Origin of the sequence: Cohnella phaseoli (assembly GCF_003386235.1) — a bacterium.
Lineage (GTDB): Bacteria > Bacillota > Bacilli > Paenibacillales > Paenibacillaceae > Cohnella > Cohnella phaseoli.
The window spans coordinates 1-15,083 of record NZ_QRDZ01000003.1 but is presented as its reverse complement, the minus strand read 5'-3'; the positions used below and the strand labels follow the sequence as shown (position 1 = coordinate 15,083).

Annotated in this window: 16 protein-coding genes and 1 other annotated feature; of the genes, 2 read left to right on the top strand and 14 right to left on the bottom strand. The window is 53.4% G+C overall.

The window, feature by feature from the left end; all coding sequences use genetic code 11:
* Positions 1-37: 37 nt before the first annotated feature.
* Positions 38-1,012: an RluA family pseudouridine synthase gene (locus tag DFP98_RS04160; RefSeq protein ID WP_246016432.1), complete on the bottom strand. Its 975-nt coding sequence runs from the start codon at positions 1,010-1,012 to the stop codon at positions 38-40.
* Positions 966-1,511, bottom strand: coding sequence for a signal peptidase II (gene lspA / locus DFP98_RS04155; protein WP_116059316.1), 546 nt, complete (start codon positions 1,509-1,511; stop codon positions 966-968). The genes DFP98_RS04160 and lspA overlap by 47 nt, the downstream gene beginning before the upstream one ends.
* A gap of 183 nt (positions 1,512-1,694) precedes the next feature.
* On the opposite strand from lspA, the gene DFP98_RS04150 reads away from it, so the two are divergent.
* Complete coding sequence (locus DFP98_RS04150; protein ID WP_116059315.1) at positions 1,695-2,438, top strand: TraR/DksA C4-type zinc finger protein; 744 nt, start codon at positions 1,695-1,697, stop codon at positions 2,436-2,438.
* 33 nt (positions 2,439-2,471) lie between these two features.
* Here the strand turns inward: DFP98_RS04150 and DFP98_RS04145 are convergent, their stop codons facing one another.
* From DFP98_RS04145 to DFP98_RS04105, 9 genes are all read right to left on the bottom strand, one after another.
* Positions 2,472-2,876, bottom strand: a complete 405-nt coding sequence (locus tag DFP98_RS04145; protein ID WP_116059314.1) for a DUF5665 domain-containing protein — start codon at positions 2,874-2,876, stop codon at positions 2,472-2,474.
* Between the two features lie 164 nt (positions 2,877-3,040).
* Positions 3,041-6,124 (bottom strand): isoleucine--tRNA ligase, encoded by a 3,084-nt coding sequence (gene ileS, locus DFP98_RS04140; protein ID WP_116059313.1) that lies wholly within the window; start codon positions 6,122-6,124, stop codon positions 3,041-3,043.
* 46 nt (positions 6,125-6,170) lie between these two features.
* Positions 6,171-6,426, bottom strand: a binding site (T-box leader).
* A gap of 56 nt (positions 6,427-6,482) precedes the next feature.
* The gene (locus DFP98_RS04135; protein ID WP_116059312.1) at positions 6,483-6,968 is read right to left on the bottom strand and encodes a DivIVA domain-containing protein; all 486 of its coding nucleotides are present in this window, start codon (positions 6,966-6,968) and stop codon (positions 6,483-6,485) included.
* Positions 6,969-7,051: 83 nt separating this feature from the next.
* Complete coding sequence (locus DFP98_RS04130; protein WP_116059311.1) at positions 7,052-7,837, bottom strand: YlmH family RNA-binding protein; 786 nt, start codon at positions 7,835-7,837, stop codon at positions 7,052-7,054.
* Between the two features lie 15 nt (positions 7,838-7,852).
* The gene (locus DFP98_RS04125; protein WP_116059310.1) at positions 7,853-8,119 is read right to left on the bottom strand and encodes a YggT family protein; all 267 of its coding nucleotides are present in this window, start codon (positions 8,117-8,119) and stop codon (positions 7,853-7,855) included.
* A 7-nt stretch (positions 8,120-8,126) separates the two neighbouring features.
* Positions 8,127-8,582, bottom strand: coding sequence for a cell division protein SepF (locus DFP98_RS04120; protein WP_116059309.1), 456 nt, complete (start codon positions 8,580-8,582; stop codon positions 8,127-8,129).
* 2 nt (positions 8,583-8,584) lie between these two features.
* Positions 8,585-9,283, bottom strand: coding sequence for a YggS family pyridoxal phosphate-dependent enzyme (locus DFP98_RS04115; RefSeq protein ID WP_116059308.1), 699 nt, complete (start codon positions 9,281-9,283; stop codon positions 8,585-8,587).
* 7 nt (positions 9,284-9,290) lie between these two features.
* Complete coding sequence (gene pgeF, locus DFP98_RS04110) at positions 9,291-10,109, bottom strand: peptidoglycan editing factor PgeF (RefSeq protein ID WP_116059307.1); 819 nt, start codon at positions 10,107-10,109, stop codon at positions 9,291-9,293.
* Between the two features lie 70 nt (positions 10,110-10,179).
* Complete coding sequence (locus DFP98_RS04105; protein ID WP_116059306.1) at positions 10,180-10,458, bottom strand: YlmC/YmxH family sporulation protein; 279 nt, start codon at positions 10,456-10,458, stop codon at positions 10,180-10,182.
* Between the two features lie 298 nt (positions 10,459-10,756).
* Here DFP98_RS04105 and DFP98_RS04100 point away from each other — a divergent pair, with 298 nt between their 5' ends.
* Positions 10,757-11,680, top strand: a complete 924-nt coding sequence (locus DFP98_RS04100) for a transposase (protein WP_116059305.1) — start codon at positions 10,757-10,759, stop codon at positions 11,678-11,680.
* Between the two features lie 502 nt (positions 11,681-12,182).
* Here the strand turns inward: DFP98_RS04100 and sigG are convergent.
* The 3 genes from sigG to spoIIGA all read right to left on the bottom strand — a co-directional run bounded on the left by sigG (position 12,183) and on the right by spoIIGA (position 14,733).
* On the bottom strand, positions 12,183-12,965 hold the full coding sequence (gene sigG, locus DFP98_RS04095; RefSeq protein WP_116059304.1) for an RNA polymerase sporulation sigma factor SigG: 783 nt from the start codon (positions 12,963-12,965) through the stop codon (positions 12,183-12,185).
* Between the two features lie 61 nt (positions 12,966-13,026).
* The gene (gene sigE / locus DFP98_RS04090) at positions 13,027-13,749 is read right to left on the bottom strand and encodes an RNA polymerase sporulation sigma factor SigE (RefSeq protein ID WP_116059303.1); all 723 of its coding nucleotides are present in this window, start codon (positions 13,747-13,749) and stop codon (positions 13,027-13,029) included.
* 15 nt (positions 13,750-13,764) lie between these two features.
* Positions 13,765-14,733 carry a sigma-E processing peptidase SpoIIGA gene (gene spoIIGA / locus DFP98_RS04085; protein ID WP_209076429.1) on the bottom strand — a complete coding sequence of 323 codons (969 nt, stop codon included), beginning with the start codon at positions 14,731-14,733 and terminating at the stop codon, positions 13,765-13,767.
* Between the last annotated feature and the right edge of the window lie 350 nt (positions 14,734-15,083).

Genomic DNA, 15,083 nt, shown 5'->3' with positions numbered 1-15,083 from the left:
CGCTACGCTTGCCTGGCTTGGCTGGCAGAGCGATATATTACCTCGTTCTCAATATGTCCAGCGCATGCTCCATATCCTCCGGAATCGGGGCGCTGAACTCCAAATATTCCCCTGTCCTCGGGTGCTTAAAACCGAGCGTCTCCGCATGCAGCGCTTGGCCTGACATACCGAGCGTTCGGCCGCTTTTGCCGCCGTATACGGGATCTCCGACGAGCGGATAGCCGATATACTTCATATGAACTCGAATCTGATGCGTGCGTCCGGTTTCCAGCCTGAGATCAAGCAGCGTATACTCGTCGAACCGCTCGTTCACCGCGAAATGCGTGACGGCATGCTTGCTGTTCTTCTCCGTAACGACGTAGAGCTTGCGGTCGTGATTGGCTCGCCCGATCGGCGCGTCTACCGTTCCCTTGTCATGCTGCATGACGCCATAGACAAGCGCGCGGTATTTTCTCGTCACGCTGTGCTCCTTAAGCTGCTCGGCCAGCGAAGCATGTGCCAAGTCGTTCTTAGCAACCATCAGCAAGCCGGACGTGTCCTTGTCGATCCGGTGCACGATCCCCGGACGCATCACCCCGTTGATGCCCGACAAATCCTTGCAATGGTACAGCAGCGCGTTCACCACCGTACCGCTCGGATGACCGGCGGCGGGATGGACGACCATCCCCCGCGGCTTGTTGATGACGATAACATCGGAATCTTCGTATGCGATTTCCAGAGGAATATTTTCCGGGAACGCTTCTACCGGCTCAGGTTCGGGAAGAACGATGCGAATCGTATCGCCGACGGCCAGCTTGGCGTTGGCTTTAACCTCGGCTCCGTTAACCGTCGCCGCGCCCGTGCGAATCCACTCCTGAATTTGCGATCGGGAGAAGCTTTGGTCCTGCTGCGCCAGCATTTGAGCGATATGCTTGTCCACCCGCTCGCCCTTCTGTCCCTCTTCGACCGTCCATTCGAAACTTTCGTTAGACGGACTGCTGTCCGGCAGATTCGTCTTTGGTTTGCTCTCCATTGCCATTTGCATTTTTCTCCTGTTTCATAGTCAGCAGCGCATCCAAAATGATCAGACCTACGCCTACGGTAATCGCCGTATCGGCAATATTAAAAATCGGGAATGTATACGAACCGAAATTAAACTGCAAGAAGTCTACAACTTCCCCGTACAGGGCGCGATCAAGGAAATTGCCGAGGGCCCCGCCCAGTATCGTTGCCAAGCCGCTTAGCAATAAAATGCTGCCGGCCGAACGATAAGAACGGTGTAAATACCAGAGGAGGCCGGAAACGACGACTATCGTAATGAGGATGAAAAACAGCCGCTGCTCCTGCAGCATCCCGAAAGCCGCTCCCCTGTTGCGAATATGGGTAATCTCAAAGAAATTTCCCAGCACGGAAATCTTCTCTGTGTTCAACTCGACCGTACGGCTAATGAATTTCTTGCTTGCATAATCGGCCAGGAACGCGAAAACCGCAATTCCGTAGTAAACCCATATCGGCCAAATCCGACGTTGCATTGATTTTTTCCGCCCTTCATCTCATTCTCCTGCCTGTTGATTTTATCATACCGCGACATGGAGCGTCCACGAAGCGCAAGTAAAAATCGACAAAAGCCCCATACAAGCCCTGCGAACGCCGCACGTAAAACCTGTACCATCCGAGAAAACTACAGTCAAGCACCTTGTGAACAAAGGGAGTGGATGACGTTGCCAAAGCATCTCGATCAGAAAACCTTCCAATCGCTGCAGCGCAGATTGATACAGGAAAGATGCGAGCTTGAGCGGCGCGTGAACGATAACGGCCATTTCGGACTCGCCGCCTCCTATCGCGATTCGACCGGCGAGCTGTCAAGCATCGACAACCATCCGGGCGACGCCGGTACGGAGATGTTCGAACGGAGCAAGGATTTCGCGCTGCTGGAAAAGGAAGCGTTCCGGCTGGAGCGAGTGGACGCCGCCCTGGAACGGATGGATACGGGGGAATACGGACATTGCGCCGCATGCGGCAAGTTTATACCGCTCGAACGACTCGAAGCGCTGCCTACGGCCATCTACTGCATCGAGCACGAGCCGCGTCAGGAGCCCTCCAACGATCGTCCGATCGAGGAACAGTTTCTCGCGCCGCCATTCGGCCGGACCAGCCTGGACGACAGAGAAGATCAAAACGGTTTCGACGGGGAGGACGCCTGGCAGATCGTCGAATCGTGGGGGACGTCCAATACCCCGGCGATGGCTGAAGACAATAACATAGAGGATTACAACCATATGGAAATCGAAGCCGACGAGAACGACGGATTCGTCGAATCTTACGAAAGCTTCGTCGCCACCGACATTACCGGCACTCATGTCTCCATCGTCCGCAACCACGCCTACCACCGGTATATGGATGACAACGAAGGCGATCACTTGCTGGAGTCAACCGGCGAGCTGCCGGAATCCTATTGAACGATCGAAGCGGGAGCGGCGGCTTAGACTGACTCAATACGGGTTAATCTCAAGCTGCCGCTGTACGATTCTTACGATATCCGCGATGTAATCGCCCACGATTGGCAAGTTCAGCGCCCCGAGAATTTGCAGCAAATAAACGATTGTCGCGGCGAAAAACGTGAACCCTAGCGCGATACCTACTCCGCGCGCAGTACCGGCGATGAAGTTTTTAACGATCAGCTGCCACGGACGCTGCATCAAATTCACGTATTCCTTCAACTGAGCTTTCTCCATATCCTGACTCAGCTTTTCCAGCTTGTCCGACAAGTAATGCAGCGTCCCTTTCAAATCCTTAGCCTCTTCGGCCAGCCTGTCCGCCGATTGTTCCGGCTTTCCGGCGGGCAGCTTGACCTGAATCGAATTCGGCTTGCCCTTCTGCTTGTAATTTCCGCTCATGGCTGCCTTCCTCCTCCTTGCCAACCTCTTTCCCTTGCCATTACCCTTACTAATCAAAAGCAAAACGAGCCCGGGCCCGAGCGAAGTCGCCCCCGCCCTTGAGCCCTGCAGCTCGTCTTAGCTTATGCTTTCTTTGCCAATGCTACGCTTTATACGGCTACGCTTTATACGATGGCTACGCCGATTGTTTTCTCGCCGGCTTGCACCGACTCGGTCGCCTCGGTCTTGCCGAATGAAACCTCGTTCACAAGCACATTCTCCCTCAGCACTCCGTCGAATGCGCGAAGCGCCGCTTCCAGCTCGGAATCGACGTCGAGCACGAGGTCAATTCGCTTTTCGATCGGCAGGTCGAGCTTTTTGCGCGTATCCTGAACGGCGCGGATAACTTCGCGTACCCAGCCTTCCTGCACCAGCTCCGGCGTGATCTCCGTGTTGAGCGCTACCGTCAAGCCGCCGCCCGACGCGGAGGCGAAGCCTGTTTTCGCTTCCTTCTCCACGAGAATTTCCTCCAGCTCGACGGTCAGCGCTTCGCCATCCGGCGATACGAACTCGTACTTGCCCGCTTGCACGACGCCCCGCGTCTCGTCGCTGGACATCGCCTTAAACGCCGCCTGGATCGGCCCGACGTTTTTGCCGTATTTTTTACCAGCGACCTTCAGGTTCAGCTTCAGGTTAAAGTTGACGAAGCCTCCGTCGTCGCTGACGATCGTAATCCGCTTGACATTGATCTCGTCCTGTACGATCTCTTCATAGCCCGACAGGTCGAAGCTTTCGCTCAGCGACACGAGCAGCTCGGACAGCGGCTGGCGCGTCTTCAGGCCGGTCTCGTTGCGGATGTTTCGCGCCAGCTCCACGATGCCGCGCACCGCTGCCATCTCTCGCTCCAGCTCCGCGTCAATCGCCTCCGTATCCGCCTCTGGATAATCTGCCAAGTGCACGCTGCCTTTCCCGCCCAGATTGCCGTAAATATCCTCGGCGACAAACGGCGTATACGGCGCGATCAGCTTGGACAGCGTCAGCAGCACTTCTCCCAGCGTCTGATAGGCCGCCAGCTTTGTCTCGGTGAGGCCGCTGCCCCAGAAACGGTCGCGCGAACGCCGCACATACCAGTTCGACAGCTCGTCGACGAACGTCTCGATCGCCTTCGCCGGATTGAGGAAATCGTTAACCTCCAAGCCTTTCACGACTTCCTGAATCAACGTGTTCAATCTCGACAAAATCCAGCGGTCCAGCTTGTTCTCCAGCTTGACCTTCTCATGCTCTCCGGGATTATAGCCGTCAATGGAAGCGTATAGCGCATAGAAGGCGTGCGTGTTAACGAGCGTGTCCACAACTTTGGACTTTGCTTCGCCGACGATGCCTTTGGAAAATCTCTTGCTGTTCCAAGGCGCACTGTCCGCCAGCAGCGACCAGCGGAACGCATCCGTGCCGAACTCGTCGATGATCTCCCAGGGATCAAGGACGTTGCCCTTGGATTTACTCATCTTCTGGCCGTTCTCGTCGAGCACGTGTCCCGTAGAAATGACCGACTTGTACGGCACTTGGCCGTTGTACAGCGTCGATACCGCCAGCAAGCTGAAGAACCAGCCGCGCGTCTGGTCGATCCCTTCGCAGATGAAGTCCGCCGGATATTGTTCCTTGAACTTCGCCTCGTCGCCGTAAGGGTGAAAGTATTGCGCGAACGGCATCGAGCCGCTGTCGAACCACACGTCGATGACCTCAGACGCCCGGTTCATTTTGCCGCCGCACTCGCAGCGCAGATGAATGTCGTCCACGTACGGCTTGTGCAGCTCAATTGTCTCCGGCACGTCCTCGATCGCCAGAGCGCGAAGCTCGGCAATGCTGTGCGGCGCCTTCTCCTTGCCGCAGCTTTCGCAAGTCCACACGTTGAGCGGCGTGCCCCAGTAACGGTTTCGGCTGATGTTCCAGTCGACCAAGTCCTCGAGGAACTTACCAAAGCGGCCGTCTCTCAAGTGCTCCGGATACCACTGGATTTGCTTGTTGTTCTCGATCAGCTGATCTTTGACCGCTGTCGTCTTAATGAACCAGCTCTCCGTCGCGTAATAGAGCAGCGGCGTTTTGCAGCGCCAACAGAACGGATAGCTATGCTCCATTCTTTCTTTGTGAAACAGCAGTCCGCGCTCCGACAGCATTTTGACGATGTCCACGTCGCAATCCTTCACGAAGCGGCCGGCCAGATCCGTCACTTCCGCGATATATTTGCCTTCGTTGTTGACAACCATCAGCATCGGAATGCCATGCTGACGCGCCACCCGGTAATCGTCCTCGCCGTGAGCCGGGGAAATGTGTACGATACCCGTACCGCTTGCATCTGTAACGTATTCGGCGTCGATCACACGATAGGCGTTATCGACGGTGACATAGGGGAACAGCGGCTCATAGGTCAGACCGACGAGCTCGCGGCCTTTCATCGTACCTAGCGTCTCATATTCGCCCTTGAGCACTTTGTCAGCGAGCGCCGCAGCCACGATATATACTTCGCCGTTTTGCTTCGCGCGCACATAGTCAAGCTCGGGATGAACGGCCAGCGCCACGTTCGCCGGCAGCGTCCAAGGCGTCGTCGTCCAGGCGAGTACATAATCGCCGTTCTCTTTCAGCTTGAACTTCGCCGTAGCGGTCAAATCCTTGACGTCCTCGTAGCCTTGAGCCACCTCGTGCGAGCTGAGCGTCGTCTGGCAGCAAGGACAGTACGGGCTGACGCGATGGCCGCGGTACAGCAGCCCTTTCTCATGAATCGTGGCCAGAATGTGCCATACGCTCTGAATATAATTGTTATCGAGCGTGATGTACGGATCGTCCAGATCGGTCCAATACGCGATCGCTTCCGTCAGCTCCCGCCACTGGCGCTCATACTCGAACACGCTCTCCTTGCATTTGATGATAAACGGCTCTACGCCATAGTTCTCGATTTCCTGCTTGCCGGAGATGCCAAGCTGCTTCTCCACGCCCAGTTCGACAGGCAGACCGTGCGTATCCCATCCCGCTTTGCGGATGACGCGGTATCCGGACATCGTTTTATAGCGGCTGACGAAGTCCTTGACCACGCGACCAAGCATGTGGCCGATGTGCGGCTTGCCGTTCGCCGTAGGGGGCCCTTCATAAAACACAAAATTCGGCTTGCCCTCCCGATTGTCGATGGAGCGACGGAACGTATCCTCCTTTTTCCACTGCTCCAGAACGCGAAGCTCGCGGGCTCGCGCCTTTTCCTTAACGTCGACTCTTTGCATATCATCCCATCCTTTCGATTGACAAAAACAAAAAGACCCGCCCCAAAAAAGGGACGAGTCCAACTCGCGGTACCACCCTTGTTCCGCCTGCTCCGCAATAAAGCGAAAACGAGCGACAACTCAGCATCCGGTAACGGCGGATTTCCGGCCTCGCTTACTCATCGCTGCTGCGCAGGGCTTCAGGCGACGTTCGGCAGGCGTCTCGGGGAGGATATTCGGCGCATCCTTCGCGTTGGCTCGCACCGTCCGCCAACTCTCTGAGCTAAGGTATCGCGCTTACTCGTTCCCGTCTTCGACATTGCAGTAGTTCATCGTAATACTCTTGTTATACTTTCCCGTAAAGCATTTGTCAAACCGCTTAGGCTTCAATTCCCCGCGACTCGCGCCCTTCAAGCGATTCCCAGCCATCCTGCGACAGCAATTCCATCTGGGATTCGATCAACGCGCGGAAACGCGCCCGGTAGATCGTCGCTTGCTTTTTTAACTCTTCGACTTCGAGAGCGATTTTGCGGGATTTCGCCAGCGCATCGTTAATGATGCGATCGGCGTTCTTCTCCGCTTCCTTCACGATCAGATGAGCTTCCTTCTTGGAGTTGTTCTTCAATTCGTCAGCCGCTTCTTGCGCAACGATGATCGTTTTGCTCAGCGTCTCCTCGATATTGGAGAAATGGCCCAGCTTATCCTGGGAAGCGGCGACCATATTTTGCAATTCCTTGTTCTCGCGGATCATCGCTTCGTAATCCTTGATGATTTGATCCAGAAACTCGTTGACTTGATCTTCGTCGTAACCGCGAAGGCGGCGGGCGAATTCTTTGTTATGAATATCCAGTGGGGTCAGTGGCATCGGTGCACCTCCTCGGTCCTGATTTCCAAGTAACCTGTTCACAAGATCAATTCGACGAAAGCTGAAAAATTCCTTCTAAGCTTCTACACAAATTTCCCGATACGCACCCGAGTTCTGCCGCTTTTCGACACGCCTTCCACATCGATGAGCTTAAATCTCCCGAACCCTTTCAACGATACGACATCGCCGACTCTAAGCGGATGCGAAGGATCCTCCACCGTTTTCCAGCTTACTCGGCATCTTCCGGCTCTGATCGGATCGACGATTTTCGTTCGGCTGAGCCGAAAAACATCGCTGGCTATCCCGTCAAGCCGCATCGAAGCGACGGAGAGCACCTGCTCTTCAAGCTCCACTGCGATTTCGCGCAGCTCAGAGAGCGGGCGCACAGAGACGTTGACGGCTACCCGATGAGCCTGCCTGAAATGCCCAACGAGGAAATCTCCGATTTCCTCCGCGATCAGCGCATGGCAGCCCGTTTCTCCGACATGCAGATCGCCGATTTTGTCCCGCTTGATGCCCAGACCGAGCAAAGCGCCCAAATAATCCCCGTGATCCAGCTCGGAAATCTTTCGGTCGTCGGAAGTGATGTCGAGTACGACGATTCCCATGTCTTCGTCGTCCAGCGTTCTATAATCAGGGGCGATTAGCGCTCTTTTTCTTTCGGCTTGCGGGCCTCCGCCGTCCAGCCGCACTTGGGCGTCCGGCTCCCGATTCGCCAGCGTAAACAAAATATGCGCCTGGCGCGGGTCGAGAAAATCCGTCCGCTTCGTCTCGTGACGTTCGGCGGCTCTTTCGACCCATTCCAAGGCGCGATCCACGAATGCTTTTTCATCCGGATGAAAATGCTCGTAAATACTCATTCGCGACATAGGACACCTACAATCTTAGAAGAAAAAATTCAACACGGCGATCAGGCCCTGCGCGACGAATCCGAGCGCAAAATAGGCAATGATCGGGGAGATGTCCAGAATGCCGCCGATCGGAGGAATCAGCTTGCGGAAAGGTCTTAAGTACGGTTCAACCAATTTACCGAGAAGCTCGCCGACGAAGCTTTCCTTCACAGCCGGCAGCCAAGACATGAGCACGTAGATAATGATCATGTAAGAGTAAATTCGGTACAGAATGCCAATGTAGTTTTCTATTTGCTCCAACCCGGGGTCACCTCATTTTGGAATAGTCGGCAGCTTCTTCCGACAGCATTTCCGTGATCGTTCCCGACACTTCCACCGAATCCGGCGTGCAGAGGAAAATGTCCGATCCCAGCTTGGAAATATGACCGCCAAGCGCGTACACAGTGCCGCTAAGAAAATCAACGATCCGGATCGCCTGGTCTCTTCTGACGCGCTGCAGATTAACGACGATTGCGCGACGCGACTTCAAGTGATCGGCGATTTCCTGCGCCTCATCGTAGGAACGCGGCTCTGTGAGAACGACGCGGGCGGACTTCTGGGAATGAATGCTCACGACGTTGTTCTTACTTGAATGTCTACGCGTTTCGAACGTTGGAGTTTCAATTTCCTGTTCCTCGTTCTCGGCGAGACGTTCGCGTTCCGCTTCCTGTTCCTGCTCTTCCTGCAATCCCAAGTAATTAAGAAACTTATTCATGACACCCATGCCTATCCCTCCTCTATTTCTTCTTTCCCAACGAGCACCGTTCCCAAACGCACCCAAGTCGCGCCTTCTTCTACAGCAACCTCGAAATCGTTGGACATGCCCATCGACAGCTCCGTTAGCGGCTCGTCCAAAACGGACGATGCGTTCAATTCGTCCCTTAGCTGTCTTAACGCCCGAAACACGGGTCTCGTCTCCTCGGACTCGCTCTCGTACGGAGCCATCGTCATCAATCCGATCGGCTTGATGCGGTCGAATCTACGCAGCTCTTCCAGCAAAGGCCTAACCGCCCCCGGCTCCAGTCCATGCTTGGACAGTTCTCCGGAGACGTTCACCTGCAGAAGGCAGGAAACCGTCAAATCCAGCGCTTGCGCCCTCTTCTGAATCGCTTCGGCGAGCGAAAGACGGTCCAACGAATGGATGTAGTCGAATTTGCCGATAACGTCTTTGACTTTATTCGTCTGCAAAGAGCCAATATAGTGGAATACGGCCTGGTCTCCAAGCGCTTCCCATTTCGCCTTCGCGTCGGGCCAGCGATTTTCCCCGATATGGGTCACGCCTGCGCGTACGACGGCTTCCGCCGTAGCGGTCGATACATACTTAGTGACCGCGATGATGCGCACATCCTCGCGTCTCCTGCCGCTTCTCGAACAAGCCTGCTCCAGCCGGTTCTCCACGTCTCGCAGTCGGCTTTCCAATGCCACGAAACGATCACCTCGATTTCTTGCCCAACCAGCTCATCATCCGTCCCGTTGCTCCCTTTTCCTTCCGGTGGGAAAACAACATTTCCGTATGACAGCTTGTACACCATGAAGATATTTCGATGCGGCTCGGCATTATTCCTGCTTTTATCATAAGTTGTCGGTTCAAATGTTTCAAGTTAAGCTGCGCTCTGTCGCCAAATTCGTTCAGTTTGACGATATCTTCTGTCAAATTATCCAATAAGGGACGCACATGCTTCAGGACGGATTCATCTACCTCGTAGCAGCAATCTCCGATCGACGGTCCCATGGCCGCCCGTATATTTTCCGGCAGAGCTCCGTAAACCTCCTGCATCTTGGCGACCGTTTTCACCGCGATTTCGGATACGGTCCCCTTCCAGCCGGCATGCGCCAGCCCCATCGCGCCCGTAACGGGATCATGAAAATAAAGCGGAACGCAGTCCGCGTAAAACATCGCGAGCAAAACGTTCGGCTCATTTGTAATCATCGCGTCCGTGTCGGCTATGGCCGTTTCCCGGCTTCCGCTCCCTCGTCCGGTATCCTCCGCCGTGACGACGTAGACGTCGCTGCCATGCACCTGTTCCGCGCACGTGAATGCCGCGAACTTCCAGCCTAGCAGCCCAGCCACCGACTCCCGGTTCGCAATCACGGCTTGCGGGTCGTCTCCGACGTGCAATGCGACGTTCCCTGCGTGTCTCGTCGTAAACCCCGCGGTCAGTCCCTCGTCCTCTCCCGGCTCGCACCAGGAATGCAGCATGAATATAGACGACGGCTTCCCCTTTTCCTCGTGCAATACAAAAGGCTCCAAACTATCGCACCTCCGAACCCAAGTGTACCATAGCCGCGCCGCAAGCGGAAGAAAAGCGCGCGGCTGCGCGCTATCTTCCCGAATGTACTTCCCCGTCCTCCAGCCGGTACACCTTCGCGTCGTCCAGCCGAACCAGCACAACGTCGGTCCCGATTTTGACAATGTTCCGCCATGGAATGACGACGTCGTTGCCTCCGCCGAACATCCCGAACAGCCTCGTCGAAGTCGGCACTACAATCGAATCGATGCGTCCCTGCCGCAAATCAAGCTCCAAATCGCTGACCTGCCCCAGCTTCTTCCCGTCGACGATGTTAATTACGTCCTTGGTCTGAAAATCCGATATTTTCATCCGCTCACGCTCCCGTCCGACCGGGCATTCGTACCCCTGCTATTAAATATATGATCCATCTGGGAAAAATGTACGGAATATGCGTCTTATCTCTCTCCCCCAATGCCTTCCCCTTCCCTGTTGTATCCCTTTTTCGCACCTTATAGCCATTATCCCCTTGACTCAGCAAAAGCGTTGGGTCGACCGTCAATCCCGGTCTCGGTTGCCGTGTCAGTATCCCTCATTCAACACTTGAAAAATTCGGAAAAATAGTATATTCTAAAATAAGAACAAACGTTCGTGATTGGAGGTTTGGAACATGGATAACAGCGTAACTTTTGAGCTGTTTTGCGAAACTTTCAAAGATGAGCACTCCTGTATTCAAGCTTTATTTACCGCACGATGGCCGAACGGATTCCGCTGCCCGCAATGCGCCTGTCCGAGCTATTATGAGATTCGGACTCGCCGGCTACCTTTATTCGAATGCCGCTCATGCCGAGTGCAGACCTCTCTTATTGTTGGCACAATTATGGAGGGCAGCCGTACGCCTCTACGCTTATGGTTTCAAGCCCTATTTCTTCATGCTCAGCCACGGGGCATTAGCGCGTCTCGACTTGCGGAAATCATCGGAACAACCTATAAGACGGCCTGGCTGATCTGCCACAAAATCCGCCAAGCGATGTCTGCAACCGATAGTAAAGAGCTTCTAAGCGGAATCGTACGAATTAATTGCGGCGTTTACGGTCGTCCATACAACCCAACCGTTTTCCGTCACCCTCAAGAGCAGCCCTTGCTTGCAGCTGCTTCCCTAGATAACAACGGGCAGTTCGCCTACGTAAAAATTAAACAAGTTCCCGACAAATATTTAATCTATGATCGGATCACCAACGGAGGTAAGCACCACTTTATAGAAAATTATGTTTCCCCCGACGTTAAAGATGTTAATGCCGTTATTCTGAAATTCAGTCCCGGTCGTTACCGGCCGTTAATACAATTGTGCGAACGTGCGAGCAACTGGATTAACTATGTATTTAGCGGTATCGGTCCCAAACATCTGCAGTCTTACCTTGATCAATTCTGCTTCGGCACTAACAATATGGACAGATCCTCAAGTCGGTTTCTCCATCTGCTCAAATGCGCTGCCTCGTCTTCCGTTATAACTTATCCTCAACTTATAAGTCGTGTCGATCACTCCGACCAGCACAAGCGTATCTACTATGAATTGCTTAAGGATGCCAGTTAATCGCCTGTCCTCTCTTATAATTTTGAAGAAGCCGCCTTTTCAATAAAATTTTTTACACTTCAACTCCACCTCGGCTAAGTTATAGCGATTAGAAATGTTGAGTTTATAGGTTAGAGCGTCTGGAAATGTATGAGTTAAGTTGAGGTTCTTTGAGATGCATTAGCGTACGTTAACATGTATTGAGATACTTTGAAGTTCAGGGGGGCATGTTGAAATCCATTGCGAACGTTAATTTGCTTGAAAGTAGAGGTCTGTCAGGCACAAAAGTAGAGTGGGGGGATGGGAAGGTCTTCTTGTCTAGAACGCTCTGTTTCCACGATACGCAATGTTTTTCTGAGCAACGGGGATAATGGCCATAAGGGGCAAAAAGAGAGTATATGACCCACGGCAGCTCCCAGAAATAAGTCAAGCGAGCCCCTTCCGGCTAAGAGGTACATCGAGGCATTAGGCAAAAAAAAGAAGATGACGCCTAGACGTTCATCCTCTTTTTCGATGCTGCAGATTAGGTTTTGACGTGCTTTTGCATTTGCTGTATGGCCGACTTCTCGAGGCGAGAAACCTGAGCCTGAGAGATTCCGATCTCATCAGCGACTTCCATCTGGGTTTTACCTTCGAAAAACCTCATGGACAAGATCATTTTTTCACGATCGTTAAGCTTTCTCATCGCTTCACGGAGTGCGATCTCCTCAATCCATTGAATATCCTTGTTGCGTTCATCGCTGATCTGGTCCATGACGAAAATCGGATCTCCTCCGTCATGATAGATCGGTTCAAACAACGACACGGGATCTTGAATGGCATCCAGAGCGAAAACGATGTCTTCCTTCGGAACGTTCAGCACTTCCGAAATTTCCAGAATCGTCGGTTCCCTGGAATGCTGATTCGTCAGCTGGTCCCGCACCTGCAGCGCCTTGTAGGCAATATCCCGCAAGCTGCGCGATACGCGGATCGGATTGTTGTCTCTCAGATAGCGGCGAATCTCTCCGATGATCATCGGAACGGCATAAGTGGAAAATCGAACATTCTGGCTCAGGTCAAAATTGTCGATCGCCTTCATCAGCCCGATACATCCGACCTGAAAAAGATCGTCCACAAATTCTCCGCGATTGTTAAATCGCTGAATCACACTGAGTACGAGTCGCAAGTTGCCGTTCACTAATTTTTCCCTGGCGGCAATCTCTCCACGGGTTTGCAGAGCGAGAAATAACTCCCTCATTTCGGCATTGGTGAGGACAGGCAGCTTTGAGGTGTCCACTCCACAAATCTCCACTTTGTTACGGGTCAAGGCAATTCCTCCCGGGGAGCAGCATTAATGTAAAGTATCTCCGGGAAGGAGGTTTTTATTCCTAAACCATCTTGTTGAACTCCTTGCGAAGACGCTTAATGATACGTTTCTCCAAACGAGAAATGTAAGATTGCGAGATGCCAAGCAGGTCGGCGACGTCCTTCTGCGTCTTCTCTTCTCCATCGGCAAGACCGAAGCGAAGCTCCATAATGGTTCGCTCCCGTTCGCTTAGCTTATCAAGCGCTTTGTGCAGCAGCTTTCGATCCACTTGCTCCTCGATATTGCGATAGATCGTATCGTTCTCGGTGCCAAGCACGTCCGATAGCAGCAGTTCGTTGCCGTCCCAATCGATGTTTAGCGGCTCATCGAAAGACACTTCCGTTCTCGTCTTGCTGTTTCTCCTCAAATACATCAAGATTTCATTTTCGATGCATCGCGAGGCGTATGTGGCCAGCTTGATTTTTTTCTCCGGATCAAACGTATTAACCGCTTTGATTAGTCCGATTGCGCCGATCGAAACTAAATCTTCGATGTTGATCCCCGTGTTCTCGAATTTGCGAGCAATGTAGACGACCAGACGCAAATTTCGTTCGATCAGCATCGCGCGGATGGCAGCGTCACCGGTGGAAAGCCGCCCCAGCAAATATTCTTCTTCCTCGCGACTGAGCGGCGGCGGCAATGCTTCACTTCCGCCGATATAGTACACTTCCTCGCTCTTCCAACCGAACAGGAACAACAGGCGATACACCGACAATTGCGTCTTCAGCTTCAAATTCACGAACATTTCTGCTACCTCCTGTCACGCAGGTTGAGATGGAACCGACGATACGGGGTCGGCTTGTGCCATGTCCGGATGGACGATGGCGCGGTAAGTTCCTTCGGATGACAAAGTGCCTCCATCTAAACCAATGAGCACCCGGTTCACTTGGAGAGGAGGATGCCCGTCCCCATCCCGATACAGCAAAACATAGTCCGGCTTGACGGCCAGCATCAGCCTACTGGAGCCGTTCACGGCGCGGTAAGGAATGAGACGCAGTCTGTTGCCCCAGGTATACGGTTCCGAAGCATTCACATCGAGCTCGGAGATGAGCTTATCCGGGGGTTCCTCCTTCAGTCGTTCGCTCCACCCTACCGGTAGCCGTTCTCGCCATAAGGCCGCCTCCATAATCATGACGGGAGTACGTGTAAGCGGATCGTAGAGTCGATTTCCCGTGTCGAGCAGCGCCTTAAACGTCCAGCTCTCGTCGTCAATTCGGACCTCGGTCTCCCATACAAGCTGATCAAGCTGCTGCCGTTTGCGGCTTGTCTCAGAGGCGCCGCGAAACAACCAGATCGACATGAGAAACGTAACGACAAACAGCCCGAGCTGCATTTGCCATTCCAGAACCAACCCGCCGTCCTCGGTAAACGTCATTGCGCCCCACGGCGAATTGGCGCTCCGCAGCAAAAAGGACAGTCCGATCACGCCGCCCAGCGTAACGAAGCTGACGACGTAGAACGCCGCGAAATTTCGAATGTATTGCAGCGGCCCTCCATAACCGAACGACAGCAGTACCATAACGGCCGAGACGAATACTTTGGCTCCGAATGAATAAAAGTAAGGAATATGAGCCCAAAACATCAATGCCGCATACATCGCTCCAAGAGACGCGGCTGCGAACAGGCGACGGCGGGACGGGTTGATGCGGCGCACTTTGGCGGTGGTCATCAGCACGACACCGTCAACGGCCAGGTTGGTCAGAAAGACAAGATCCACATATACGGTCATACGAAGCCCCCATCCTTCATTGCCCGGAACATCTCCAAACATGCAGGCCGGGATGGATGAAACCAGTATAATCGCTTTCAAATTCGGAGTCTGTCTAATCTTGCCAGCCTAATCTACCTTTTTTTGTCGAGTTGAGGAAAAAAAATGGGGCTGTCTCATAAGTGGACTTATGAGCAGCCTTTGTTTTATCTCGATGAATGTTTTTGTGGGGATGTATCTCCTTACGGTTGCTGTTGGAATCGTGAAATCGGAATGGGTAAACTCGTAACAAGGAGATTTCACGATTCCAAAGGCAAACGCTTCGCTCCTCCAGGAGATACATCCCCCCCTCTTTTCATCGAGATTAACTA

What these genes read in the sequence shown, in the direction of transcription:
- DFP98_RS04105 (WP_116059306.1), bottom strand. Translation starts at nt 10,458, where the DNA reads ATGAAAATATCGGATTTTCAGACCAAGGACGTAATTAACATCGTCGAC.
- DFP98_RS04100 (WP_116059305.1), top strand. Translation starts at nt 10,757, where the DNA reads ATGGATAACAGCGTAACTTTTGAGCTGTTTTGCGAAACTTTCAAAGAT.
- DFP98_RS04150 (WP_116059315.1), top strand. Translation starts at nt 1,695, where the DNA reads ATGACGTTGCCAAAGCATCTCGATCAGAAAACCTTCCAATCGCTGCAG.
- ileS (WP_116059313.1), bottom strand. Translation starts at nt 6,124, where the DNA reads ATGCAAAGAGTCGACGTTAAGGAAAAGGCGCGAGCCCGCGAGCTTCGC.
- DFP98_RS04145 (WP_116059314.1), bottom strand. Translation starts at nt 2,876, where the DNA reads ATGAGCGGAAATTACAAGCAGAAGGGCAAGCCGAATTCGATTCAGGTC.
- DFP98_RS04160 (WP_246016432.1), bottom strand. Translation starts at nt 1,012, where the DNA reads ATGGAGAGCAAACCAAAGACGAATCTGCCGGACAGCAGTCCGTCTAAC.
- spoIIGA (WP_209076429.1), bottom strand. Translation starts at nt 14,733, where the DNA reads ATGACCGTATATGTGGATCTTGTCTTTCTGACCAACCTGGCCGTTGAC.
- sigE (WP_116059303.1), bottom strand. Translation starts at nt 13,749, where the DNA reads ATGTTCGTGAATTTGAAGCTGAAGACGCAATTGTCGGTGTATCGCCTG.
- lspA (WP_116059316.1), bottom strand. Translation starts at nt 1,511, where the DNA reads ATGCAACGTCGGATTTGGCCGATATGGGTTTACTACGGAATTGCGGTT.
- DFP98_RS04120 (WP_116059309.1), bottom strand. Translation starts at nt 8,582, where the DNA reads ATGGGTGTCATGAATAAGTTTCTTAATTACTTGGGATTGCAGGAAGAG.
- DFP98_RS04130 (WP_116059311.1), bottom strand. Translation starts at nt 7,837, where the DNA reads ATGTCGCGAATGAGTATTTACGAGCATTTTCATCCGGATGAAAAAGCA.
- DFP98_RS04135 (WP_116059312.1), bottom strand. Translation starts at nt 6,968, where the DNA reads ATGCCACTGACCCCACTGGATATTCATAACAAAGAATTCGCCCGCCGC.